Source organism: Vibrio sp. Y176, from assembly GCF_033438945.1.
The window spans coordinates 89,495-101,655 of record NZ_JAWOQS010000010.1; the positions used below are offsets into that span (position 1 = coordinate 89,495).

11 protein-coding genes are annotated in these 12,161 nt (G+C 46.7%); 7 read left to right on the plus strand and 4 right to left on the minus strand.

Annotation, left to right across the window (positions count from 1 at the left end; genetic code table 11):
* Positions 1 to 136: 136 nt before the first annotated feature.
* The 7 genes from R7O13_RS20230 to R7O13_RS20260 all read left to right on the plus strand — a co-directional run bounded on the left by R7O13_RS20230 (position 137) and on the right by R7O13_RS20260 (position 9,178).
* Entirely contained in the window at positions 137 to 460 is a 324-nt protein-coding gene (locus R7O13_RS20230) for a hypothetical protein (protein WP_017634052.1), read from the plus strand.
* The gene (locus tag R7O13_RS20235; RefSeq protein WP_136976912.1) at positions 457 to 870 is read left to right on the plus strand and encodes a hypothetical protein; all 414 of its coding nucleotides are present in this window, start codon (positions 457 to 459) and stop codon (positions 868 to 870) included. Before R7O13_RS20230 ends, R7O13_RS20235 begins: the two co-directional genes overlap by 4 nt.
* Positions 863 to 1,489, plus strand: coding sequence for a hypothetical protein (locus R7O13_RS20240; protein ID WP_033905426.1), 627 nt, complete (start codon positions 863 to 865; stop codon positions 1,487 to 1,489). The genes R7O13_RS20235 and R7O13_RS20240 overlap by 8 nt, the downstream gene beginning before the upstream one ends.
* Positions 1,486 to 6,279, plus strand: a complete 4,794-nt coding sequence (locus tag R7O13_RS20245; protein WP_213963480.1) for a hypothetical protein — start codon at positions 1,486 to 1,488, stop codon at positions 6,277 to 6,279. The genes R7O13_RS20240 and R7O13_RS20245 overlap by 4 nt, the downstream gene beginning before the upstream one ends.
* Positions 6,280 to 6,347: 68 nt before the next feature.
* Positions 6,348 to 7,031, plus strand: a complete 684-nt coding sequence (locus tag R7O13_RS20250; RefSeq protein WP_213963481.1) for a hypothetical protein — start codon at positions 6,348 to 6,350, stop codon at positions 7,029 to 7,031.
* A 276-nt stretch (positions 7,032 to 7,307) separates the two neighbouring features.
* Positions 7,308 to 8,753: a hypothetical protein gene (locus R7O13_RS20255; RefSeq protein WP_213963482.1), complete on the plus strand. Its 1,446-nt coding sequence runs from the start codon at positions 7,308 to 7,310 to the stop codon at positions 8,751 to 8,753.
* A gap of 92 nt (positions 8,754 to 8,845) precedes the next feature.
* The gene (locus R7O13_RS20260) at positions 8,846 to 9,178 is read left to right on the plus strand and encodes a hypothetical protein (RefSeq protein WP_079878982.1); all 333 of its coding nucleotides are present in this window, start codon (positions 8,846 to 8,848) and stop codon (positions 9,176 to 9,178) included.
* A 21-nt stretch (positions 9,179 to 9,199) separates the two neighbouring features.
* On the opposite strand, the gene R7O13_RS20265 is transcribed toward R7O13_RS20260, so the two are convergent.
* The 4 genes from R7O13_RS20265 to R7O13_RS20280 all read right to left on the minus strand — a co-directional run bounded on the left by R7O13_RS20265 (position 9,200) and on the right by R7O13_RS20280 (position 12,130).
* A complete protein-coding gene (locus R7O13_RS20265) occupies positions 9,200 to 10,117 on the minus strand; it encodes a ParB/RepB/Spo0J family partition protein (RefSeq protein ID WP_158159315.1) in 918 nt (305 codons plus the stop codon).
* Positions 10,114 to 10,887 carry a ParA family protein gene (locus tag R7O13_RS20270; RefSeq protein WP_213868161.1) on the minus strand — a complete coding sequence of 258 codons (774 nt, stop codon included), beginning with the start codon at positions 10,885 to 10,887 and terminating at the stop codon, positions 10,114 to 10,116. The genes R7O13_RS20265 and R7O13_RS20270 overlap by 4 nt, the downstream gene beginning before the upstream one ends.
* Positions 10,888 to 10,890: 3 nt before the next feature.
* Complete coding sequence (locus R7O13_RS20275) at positions 10,891 to 11,130, minus strand: hypothetical protein (RefSeq protein ID WP_017634062.1); 240 nt, start codon at positions 11,128 to 11,130, stop codon at positions 10,891 to 10,893.
* 574 nt (positions 11,131 to 11,704) lie between these two features.
* The gene (locus tag R7O13_RS20280) at positions 11,705 to 12,130 is read right to left on the minus strand and encodes a hypothetical protein (RefSeq protein ID WP_054579116.1); all 426 of its coding nucleotides are present in this window, start codon (positions 12,128 to 12,130) and stop codon (positions 11,705 to 11,707) included.
* Positions 12,131 to 12,161 lie beyond the last annotated feature (31 nt).

The window sequence follows — 12,161 nt, forward strand, 5'->3', positions numbered from 1 at the left end:
TAGGCTCTTGAAATCTAACTTTTTTCCGCAAAACAGCCCTATTTAATACCCATTCAAAAGTAAGTAACGCCCGTCTATTGAGCAAAAGCCACCATTCCGAATAAACTCGCTAGGTAATATATAAAAGGGGGATTTAATGCCAGTGTCAGTTGTTGGTGAGAGCTTTGCGATTAGCGTACTGGCTCTATCTGTCCTCAGTGGTGTTGGGTCATATCTCCAAGGCATACGCGAGCAACGTCTAGCTGGTGGATTCCTTGATTTTTTAACCGAGCTAACGCTGGCGTTGGTGGTCGGTTTGATAGTCGCTTACTTGTGTGAAAGCGAGGGTGTGGAGGCTGGTTATACCAGCGCGCTTGTCCTCATTGCGTCGAACAACGGAGCAGACTCGATCAACTTTATCCGCAAGCTGGCTAGCCAAATGTTAGCGAGATTTTTTAATACCGGAGGGCAAGGCAAATGATGGAATTTGCAGTAATTGGCCTAGCCATTGCTGACCGATTTTTGCTTAAACGAAACGCAGTAAAAATACTGCATGCAAACCAGATGGACGATCCCGATGTGATTCGATTCGTTCTTGGTTATCAATCTCAGCGAGCCATAACGAGTGGGACTTTAACCTATTCGTTGCGCAGTAAAAAACGACCAAAAGCCGTCATTACTCGCACACGTAAGCTCGACTTTTCACACGCCGGACATAACAGCGAATACCTGACGTTCGATCGCAAGTTACTCGAACTCGAAGCGGGGGAAAAGCTGCATGGCGAGTGGATTCTGGACGTTAAGATTGAGCGCTCCTGTTCCCTAATCAATCCGCTGTACAAAATCTTTCCTACCTGTACGACATATTCAGAGGAATTTGAAATTGCGTAACAACAGTAAGTTTGCACTAGACCAGTCACATAACTATGTGGTGGTCGATTTTGACAACGTGACCGAACGCGGCCTTAAGAGTCTGATCACTGCGTTAAAACAAGCTGGTGCGACTGTTACAGACGTAGAAGCCTCGAACAAGAGAACGAGACGAGACGGCGAGACAGTTAAACGCGCCAAGTTATTCTTTGATAATGGCCAGTCAATGACGCTGTTTATTGGTGATGAGGGTGATATTTTCCAAATGACACTCAACAGCACTAAACAGCCTATCCCTAGCGTGAAGAACGAGCGCGAGCTTGCGCGTGAAATGGTTCGCCTAATGAAGCGCAACCAAAGCAAGTTTGACAAGCAAGTTGCACGTAAAGCGGCTAAAGCCGTTAAAGACACCTCAGACATTCAACCAGCTACACGTTCTATTGCTAAGCGACTTGAAGAAGCCAAAGCGGCTGAACAAGTCGCTCAGTCCAATTACACCAATGCCCTAGCCGCTCGGGATAGCGTTCGCACTAAGTTGGAAGAAGAACAACGCCGCATAGCAGATCTCGAAACTGCATTAGAGCAAGAGAAGCAAGAAACCAAAGAACTTGAAGCACAATTAGAGGCGGCAAAGTCATGATGTTTACCAGTCAAAATCAAATCAAGATTGTGGATCGCATCGACCATCTGGCCAAGAAACTCACGCCGGAGCAGATTGAAGCGGTGCTGCAAGGTAAAAACGCCGATCAAATCCTAGAGGCATTGTCACTTGAGGATTTGGAGAACACCTACTTGTATCAGTGCAAACCTGTGCCACAAATGATGTTAGAGGCGTTCAAATCGAAAGCCTCAAGGCTTCAATTTCGTGCTCAGCAATTCGGTAAGCACTTGGAGCGTAAAACCCCTACTTTATCGGTAGAAGCCGTTGAAGTAGGCAAACCGCGCAAGTCTGGTGCGGTTGCTGTCCAAATGGTGAAAATCCCGTTTTCAGATGGCCAGAGCATTTCTATTGCGTTCCATGCGCCGGATAACGATCCGCTAAAAATCAAACCAGATGACACGTTAATCGCGTTCCGCTTTCTAATGAACTCGCGCGATATTACTCACGTAGTCGCGCCAAAGGGCAACATGGATTTATCCCTTAAGGAAGTGACCAACAAGCTAGCGCAGTTGCTTGAAAACAACAGTGAGAAATTTGTCGCAACTAAGGCCAAGAAAGACGCTGACAAGAAAGCATTGGAAGAAGCGCAACAAAAGGCACAAGAACTTGATGAACAAGCTGCGCAACTAGGCGAAGAAGCTACCGACTTGGAACAAAAGCTCGATGAGCTGGCCAAGAAAGAGAAGCGCTTGGAAACTCAGATTGCTACGCAGAACGAAATCCAAGAAGAACTACGCAAACAGCTTGCTGCTATCAAGCCAGCAGCAAATACAGCAACGACAAATGTAAACGCTGGTGGTAGTTCGTCTCAAGTGATCGAGCAATGGGACGCTTCATGGACTAAGCAAGAGAAACGCGACTTCATCATTAACCGTGCTTTCAATGGCGATCTTGATGCCTTTGTTAAGCAGCTAAGCCAAGAGTTTAAAGACTCATTAGAGTTTGCAGGTGCAGCAAATCAAAACGTTCCTAGCACTTATTCAGAGTCGTATATCAATGATGTGATTTATGACCTCGATAAAGGTGCTATGACGGTATCAGAGCTTGCCGAGGCTAAAGAATACATCCGTGATTCAATTGAAAACGATTTTCCTCAGTTGTCAGACGAAGAACGGGAACGAAAAGCGAATATCGAGCGCAAAGAATGGCTATTGGCTCTTATTGGTCGCAAGACCATTGCTAAGGGCTGGAAGATGGATAAAGGCGAAGATAGCGAGCCGTTTGTCTACTTCGAATCGCCTGACGCGAACGACGATGATAGCTTTGGCCAGTACATGATCCACGCGCGCGATAACCAAACCTTGGCTGTCACTTACGGCGAGGGTTCACCGCTTGCTGGTGGCGACGATCTACAAGGTTGGGAAGCTGCTAAATCACTTATTCTGGCTGACTACGATCGCGAATCTAAGTTGCTTCAAGATACCGATGACAGCAACGAAGAACCACAACCAATTGAGAACGACGAGCCAAACGCGAACGACCAAGACAAAGACGAAACCACGGATAACCTATTCTGGTATGGCCTACGTCTACGCCCTTATGGCTTGGGTACGACGCCGCCACAACATCAAGTGGTTAAGTACCTCGATCCAGAATCGGCTAAAGAGCAATTCGCTGACGCTGGTAATGGCATTCGCCACGGTGCGATCGCTTATGACCAAAAACTGCCACCAGAATTAGTAAGTAACTTTGACCTAGAGCCGCTATTTGGCATGGTTGAGGGCGACCTAGAAGAAGCGGAGCGCATCGCAACCGAAGCGCTAGACCAATGGGTTGAGGACAAAGGCGTTGATGAAATTCCTCAGTCTACGCTCGATACCCTAAAACAAGTGGGCTTCAAAGCAGCGTTCGCTAAGCAGCTACGCCAGCAACCAGAAATGAAGAACCGCAAGGAAAATCCAAACGCGTACAAGCTATGGAGCGCATCGATTGACCTTGTGACGCCGGACATGATTCAAGAGATTGCCGAAGACCTAATGCTGGTTCAAAGCGATGCTGAATTACAGCGCCAAGCAGAACACACGCAAGGCCGCATGCGCTTCCAAGAAGCAGCTCTATCCCAACTTAAGGATATGCAGTCAGTAAACCCAAGCGATCGCAAACGTCTTGTTATGCTAGCTGACCTAACGCTAGGTACTGGTAAAACACTAAAACGTGGCGAGAAAGTGGATGACCAAGCTAAGCGTATTTCAGAACAAGCGCACCTAGTGGAATCACTACAAGGTGAAACCCTAGCGTCACTGGAAGCGCAATTTAAGAACCGCAAAGAGATCACTGATTTCCTAACGGCTCATCGCATTCCATTTAACCGCCGTGCGAAACGCGCTGACCTACTGCAAGCCATCTTGAACTACCGTGACGGATTCTTTAGTGCAACGGCGAAAATGTTCGACCTACGCGCGCTACGTGGCGACCTATACGAGAAGTTTGAGAACGGCGAAGCGTTAGCACTGGATGACGTAGAAAAAGCGTTTAGCGCGACTACGGTTTACCATGAGGGAGACGTAGCTTACACCAAGGCAAAAGGTGAAACCGTCATTCCAGCAATGGCAGACCAAGGCGAGGACTACCAAAAAGTTGAGCGCTTCATTAAGGCGATTGATGACGGTATCTACCCTGACCTATCCGAACTAAGTTCAGATGAGCTCTTTGCTCAGCACTATGCAATGGCAAGTGTTACCAACCAAGACATCCTGGCAATTCATGGTTTTAGATACTTGGATAACGATGAGCAGATCGACAATGAACAGATGGCGCGCGCTATCCATAACTCGGTCATGCCATTGTGGTACACAAAAGCTATCGAAGCGGAATACGAAAGCCGTGGCTTCCCTAGCCTTGCTGCGTTGCCTGACTTGAACCATAAAGGTCAATTCAAGGCGACACGCGAGAAACGCTACGCACCAGTTGGCACTATTGGCCAATCTGATTTTAGCGTTATCGATACGTACACAGGCAAGGTGCTAGAAACTGGCCTAGAGGGCGCAGCAGCGCAGCAAAAAGCGACTCAACTAAACGACCAAGCAGTGAAAGAAAGCACTATTGCAATCTTTAACATGCTTAAGGACGGCAAAACGCTTGAGCAAATTGCAGAGACGGAATACAGCGCACCACTAGAGCCTGTCAGTCCGGCCATGTTCACCACAATCAACGGCTTTGAATCATTGTATTCAACGTTAGCCATTAACGGCTCGGGTTCGCTTCACTCGCGCCCAACACTACGCGAGAACGCCGACAAGCTACTGGCTAAGGTGGACGCTGACGGCAAGATTAACGATATTGCGCTAACCGAAGAACAAGAGAACCAAATGGAAAATACATTTGGCTACAGTTTCTTCTCTGCGAAGTCGAACAAGGGTAAAGAGCTACGCTTTATCGCTAACACCAATTCTCGCAGCTACCTAACGGTTGACGGTGCTAACAAACTGCTTGAGCTATTGGGTGCTAAGAACGCCGTAGAATCTGACACAGCAGATGAAGTGAGCAAGGGTGCATCCGAGGAAGAAAAACAACTTCTCGCACTAGACCCAACTCAATATTCATTTGGCTCAATCTATGAGAGCGAGGGCATTCGAGATACGGGTGAAATCGCTAAGCTAATCCGCGCCTTTATCGCTCAGCTTAAGAAAGCTGGCAAGATCAGTAATGACGTTAAAATCTCAGTACGCAAGCCTCGCTACGGCACACTAGACCTAACGCTGACTGACTTGCCAAGAAACGTCATGCTCTACAATCCAGCTTACCTACAGTTCGAGATTGATAACCCTAACTCGCCAGCGCCACACGGTATGAGCCGTTATACCGAAGCAGTAGATCAGCTGATCGAGTTCGTTAACGCTTATGTAGGCCAATACGACTACAACAACAGCGACACGATGACCGATTACCACGATCGCAATTTCTTTGGTGGCCGCCTAACCGTGGACTTTGATTTTGGTAAAGAGCGCAAAGTGGTAGAGCTCGCGTCTCTAACTGAAATGCACCAGCAAGGCGAACAGGCAGAGGATGACGTGTTAGACGTTACCTCATTCCGTGAAAGCTTAGATGAAGAAGAAGCGAAAGCACTTGATCAGCTAGAAGCCTTTACCAACCTAGAGCTAAAACTTGGTAAGCAGGAAGTGACTTTCCCAACAGGCCGAGTGAAGTCGATTAATGCGAAAGATGAGGACGGACTCACTTACAGCCTAGACGTTCTATTCGACATTCTAGCGACCGACTTAAGCGAAAAAGCGAAAGCTCAACTTGAGACGATTAAGGACTGGCAATCTGCGGATACCTACTACAACGAAAAAGGCGCATTGGTACAACCAAGTGTTGCGGCAGGTATCCACTCAGTAAATGGCTCAGTGCCAGCGAACGTGTACGCTCCGCTAATCGCCCGATCATGGTTAAATGAAAGCCACGCTGACATTTATCCGATCGCTAAAGATGGCGAGTACAAGTTCGCGCTATACCAAGGCAACGACTTGATCGGTGAATTTGACGATACAGCGGAAATGGAAGCGCTATTAGTGAAAGCGTTCAATCTAAGTAGTGAGGCGCCTCAATCTGAAACAGAGGGCAATAACGAAGAAATGGAACATGTAGAGAAACTAAAGGAAATCCGAGATTTCACTGGTGAACCTACGCCGGAATTGGTTGATGAGTTCCAAACCGCACTAGAACAGGCTTACGCCCACTTCGAAGCTAACGACCAAATAGCAGAGAACGAAGCGTTGATGGATGCCGCGCTAAGCAACATCACCAGCATGATCCAAGCGCAAATCTAATCACAACCAAGGCCGCCACATCGGCGGCCTAAACCGGAGAGAATCAAGTGTTAAGCTTAAGAGAAAAAATGACGCTCAACCGCGATGCTGCGGGTTTGTTGAAAGAGCTTAAGAGTGGCCAGCTATCGATTGGTGAACGCATCAAAAAGAACCGTGAGCTGGTGGAAATTCTTAATAAACTGACAGGCGCTAACCAAAAGGTTGAGCAGGAACCGGTATCAAGTTCGGATGAGCCAATATCGGTAGAAGAATTTTCCAAGTTAGGCCGCTCCGATAAGATTGAAAAGCTCAATGAAGTGCTACTTCTGCCTAACTGGTACGAATACGAAATGGCGTTTTTCCCTAACTACCAAATGGTTGAAAAGGGGGATAACTACGTTGTTTACAAGGATGGCGAAAACTTCCAGTTTGGCTTCAAAGGGCATATTGCGCGAGGTTTGGACTACTGGAAAAACGATGCGGGCTCAGCCAAGAAAAATGGTGGTTTTGGTAGCTGGTCGCGCGCTGACCGTAGCAAGGCTATCAAGACCATCACTAAGCACATTGAGCAGAATGGGCGCGACAATGACGAACGTCCAGTTGAACAAAGCGAACTGGTTGCGAGATTCCTTGCAGGGGAGTTTAATACAGCCAAGCCATCGTTGTTTGTTGATGTAATGCGAGATGTTCACTCAGAGGGCTTGGAGCTAGATAGCATCAAGCAAAAAGCGATTGAATGGTTCGAGTACAATCCTGACAAACTGGCCGCTTAAGTTTTCGCATGCGAGAACTTTAAAACATGACATTCTATATACTTTTCGCATGCGAGAACTTTAAAGAATCTCGTTCGATATAGTTTTCGCATGCGAAAGCTTTTCAGAGAACTTGAGAAAAAACGATGAATGTTTTCACTAAAATCCGAGCAGACTATTACTACAAGCAATCTTTAAACCTTGCACTAGCAGCCAGCGAACGTCATAACTACGCCAAGGCGCTTTTCGCATTGCTTAAGAGCCTTTAATCCTTTTCCCTGTCCCAAAAGTTTTCGCATGCGAAAACTCGCCACTCCAACCGGAGCGGTCAAATTGAACCAACTCACATCAATTAGCGCCGAAATCAAAGAGGCGAAAAACATCAATGACCTAGCCGAGATTGTTCAACTGTACGCAACAGACAATCCAAAACCCAAGCTAGGTCGCACCAGCTACGTTGTGACAGCAAAAGGCGACGAAGTGGAAACAGGCTTTAAAGTCGTGGAAGCCAGCGACCTTATTCCATCGAACGACTTAGACGGTCGAATCAATCCGAACTTCCCGCAAGAACTGCAACCGCGCGACCGTACTCGCGTATCCTCAAAATTGCAGATCTCAAAGATGGCCAACGATTTGCGTCCACAACAATTAACCGATTCTGGACTATCTAGCCACGGCGCACCGATTGTTGGCTCGGATAATGTGGTGGAGTCGGGGAACGGTCGAACCATCGCTATCATCAAAGCGTATAGAGAGGGCAAGGCTGATAAGTACCGCCAGTTCCTAATCGACAATGCGGAGCGCTTCGACCTATCACCGGAGAAAGTTGAGAGCATGCGCGAGCCAGTGTTGGTTCGAGAACGTGTCACCAAAGTTAACCGTGCTAAGTTTGCCCGAGACTCCAACCTCTCTGACTTGCAACAGATGAGCGCCGCCGAGACGGCTTGGATTGACGCAGAGCGCATCGATGACCGCATGATTGCCCTTTTCCAACCGAGCGAAACAGGCAACCTTTTGGCCAAGTCTAACCAAGGATTTATAAACAGTTTCTTAACTGAAATTGGGGATAACTCAACCGCCGGACTACTTACCGAAGATGGCCGACCAACCAAGCAACTGATTGAGCGCATGCAAAATGCCGTGTTTGCCAAGGCGTACAAAAACGAGAAGTTGGTGAAGCTGGTAGCCGAGGAAGCCGATCCCGAAATTCGCAACATTTTGAGCGCGCTAAACGGCGCAGCAAGCGCGTTTGTTGAGATGCAATACCTTAGCGGAGAGGTGCATAAAAACACGTCTGGAACGCTGGCAGAAGCCGTGGAAATTAACGCCTCACAACCTGACCTCGCTAAGTCAGCACTTGACTCACTGGTGCAAGCAACCGAGCTAGTAAGACAGGCCAAAGATTCCGGTCAGCACATCGATGAGCTATTAGCTCAGTCCGGTTTGTTTGGCGACAACGATCCCGAGGCCGAAGCGCTGGCGAGATTCATTGCTGCGAACAACCGAAGCGCAAAACGCATGACACTGGCATTTAAGGCAATGGCCGAGGCAATCAATAGTGAGCTGCTTCACCAAGGCCAAGCGCTCGGGGATATGTTTGGCGGCGGCGGTGCATCGCTTATTGATATTCTTGGGCGTGTGAATCAAGAGCTAGAAAACGAGGGGGTACAAACAGGCTTTATGTTCGAGTCTAGTGTGCAACTGGACGAACTTGCAAACGCTTCGAGGCATGCTATAAAATAGTTCTTGGCATATATTGCCTATACAACCTTTATAGACACAAAAACGCCAGATTTAATTGTCAAATCTGGCGTTTTTGCATTTGGGAGTAGGGGATGTTTACTATCAGGCATCGTTATCACTACGGGCTAATCGACATAAACGAAGACGGCGTTGCCGATGGCCATTCAGTCGCAGGGAATGAGATCCCCGCTTTAAGGAAAGATGGCGAGTATATCTACAGGCCATTTAAAGGGGCGCTAGATAATATCTATCTACTGCATGTCCAAAAGGTAAAGCTGGTGAATATCGTCGCTTATTGCGATGACGAACTAGGGCTATTTGGCTGGCAAGACGTGCCGCTCGATCACTATGTGGTTGGTGTCTACCGTGACGGCGGGTATTACGTCCTAACGAAAAACGGGCAGCTAATTAGCCACCCGCTTTAAAAGTTTTCGCATGCGAGAACTTTACACACGATACCCAACTAATTGAGCTTCACCAACTGGCACTTGCTCAAGTTCGCCATCATCAAACAGTACCGTTAGCTTGTCGCTATGCTTACCAGATGCGAACACCAAACCATGACGGTCATTAACCATCACACAAATGCTGGTAGGCTTTTGGTTTGCCGTAGGCTTTTTGCTTACTGGTGTCTTATCGGTCTTTTCTGCTTTCTCTGGTTTGCTAGGTTGAGGTGCAACTTCCACCTTGCTATCTAGCTCGCCAGTGCGCAGTTTTACACAATCTTGGCGTGTTAGCTTCTCGCCGCTTTCCAGCGCTTCACGAACGCGCTCAGAGTTATCGACGGTTGCTTTGCGTAGTTCGTTGATGGACTCTACATCACCAATAATCCCTTTTTGGAATGCTTCCAAAACAAAGTCAGGGGCTTTAAGTACATTTAGGTATTTCGAAATGTAGCCGTCTGATTTGCCAAGGCGCTTAGCCAAGCCACGGTTATCCAGATTGTGCTTTTTCTTTGCTTGGTCAAACGCCTTACCTAATTCGATTGGCGTTAAATCTTCTCGCTGAATGTTTTCGATGAGCTGACCAAAAATATCGCCCTTTTCACGGACAATACATTCAACGTGAGTTAGCTTGTCGCTCAACATAGTGGCGCGCCAACGGCGTTCACCCTCTTGGATTTTGTATCCCTTGCCATCGAACGGGTAAACAACGACAGGTTGAATTTGGCCGTTTTCTTCTAGGCTTTCGCATAACTCAAGTAGTGATTCATCGTTAAATTCTTCACGAACTTGCTCAACTGAATACAAAGAGTCTTTAGGGATAGCCAGCACTTTCGCTGCATCGCGGATTTCTACCGCTGATTCATCCAAGAGATTATCTAGGTCGCTAAGCTTGATTCGATCTCTTAAGCTTTTGGTCATGCTGTCACCTCTACCATGCGCTTGCAAAGTTCCTCACAAACCGCTGTAAAGCCGAATTTATCAGCCGCTTTAGGGTTGGTTTCAATCAGTGCTTTGCCTTGGTTTAGAGCTTCACTTACGCGCGTTGTTTTAATCAGTTTGTTTTCAAAAACTAGGTTGCCGTACTCTTTACGAAGTTCCGCTTCCTGTTCGCGCTGGTCGTTTGTAATGTTGGCTTCGATAAGGTTTAGGACAATGCCTAATACTTCCAAGTCAGGGTTCATTCGACGGATTTGGCGCGAGGTCTTAACCAGCTCATTAACGCCTTTGATCGACATTTTTTGTGCTTGGCTAATGATAAGTAGCTTACTGGCCACAAGTAGCGCTGCATGCTGTAGCGCGTTCGCCGCTGGTGGACAGTCGATAAAGATATAGTCGTAGTCGTCTTTGATAAGGTCGATAGACTCAGCCACGTTTAAGATTTGTGATTGAGTAATGTTACCCATGCGCTTATCGCCGCCAATAACGTGTACGTTTTCGCTGACTTCGAAAGGTTTAGCCTTTACTGGATTTTCAAAAAGGTTGTAAGCGTTGTGTAGGCAGCTCGCAGATGTGTACTCTGGATTCTCGACCATTTCCGGTGCGATTGAGCCGCCTAAGTTGTTTTGTGGGTCAAAGTCCAGGAATAGACATTTGTTGCCTTGGCTAGCGATGCTAATGCCAAAGTTGTAAGTACAAGTTGTTTTACCAACGCCGCCTTTTTGGTTGGCAATCGCCATGATAATGCTCATTAATTAATTTCCTTTGCTGGTGGAATTTGTTTGCTGTTTTGGTTTGCTCAGTGCTACCTCAAGATCCTCGATATAGCACTGAACTACGTAATCAGTTGTACCGCCGCCGTGCATTGCTTTGTAAATAGCAGTGTGGCAAGGGCTTACACCCTTAACGCCATCAATGAGCTGCTTGGCTTTTCTGGTACTTCCTGCCTTTTGGACTAATTGATTTAATCTTTCGCATCGTTCCTTGGATGCCATATCAATGCCTCTCGATTGTTGTCACTGGCAACAGGCACACACTATACGTTGCCAGTAGCAACAGCACAAGAAAAAAAAGTAACAAACAGAACCGATTGCACAAGTTTTCGCATGCGAGAACATTAGATAAATTGTGAGATTGATTCCATGTGTTTTCGCATGCGAAAACTTTTTGACAATTCTATTACTTAACTAGGTTACAAAGAGCAGCGTCAACAGGCATAAGAAGGGAAAAGCACCTAGTTGCATAATTTATTGTTTTTAATAAAAAAATATTGAAAAACCCGTTGAATATGAAAATTATTTCATATAAATTAAATTACAGATAGGCGGCAACAAAACTATTAGGGGTAGGATTGATTGCATCAAAGCTTATCTGTTCAACGTGCAATCCCCGCCATTTGTTCAGTGGCGGGGTTTATTTTTTCTATCTCAAAAGTTTTCGCATGCGAGAACTTTAAAACATCCCATTCCGTATAGTTTTCGCATGCGAGAACTTCTTACCAAATTCCATGCAAAAAAATACCCGCCAAAAATGACGGGCATATGAGAAAAAGTTTTCGCATGCGAAAACTTAACGCATCGATTTGCTGTTAACACTCCACGCTTCGAGATTTACGTCCTCGATAGAATATTCAAATTCTTCATCATCGACGTAGTAGGTATGTAGGTTTGCTTGCCAGTAGCCTTTATCAACTTGCTCTTGCTGGTACGCCCACGCAGCACACAACAAAATCGCAGGGTCTTCGAAATTGAAGTGTTGCTCTGTGATCACTTCTGAATCGCTGCCAAGGTCATAACCATGCTTGGCCATGAGCGATTTAACCGCCCACCAATAAGCGCCATAGTGACGGTACATGAGCGGATTGGCTTTAAGTGTTTTGTAAATGCCATCTACTTGAGCTTGGATAAATGCTTCTTTGCTTTGCGCTGTTTCTAGCGCCTCATCGAGTAAGGGCTGTAGATCTTCAACGGTAGGCAATTTCACTTGGGTAATCATTGTTGTCTCCAAAAAGTTTTCGCATGCGAGA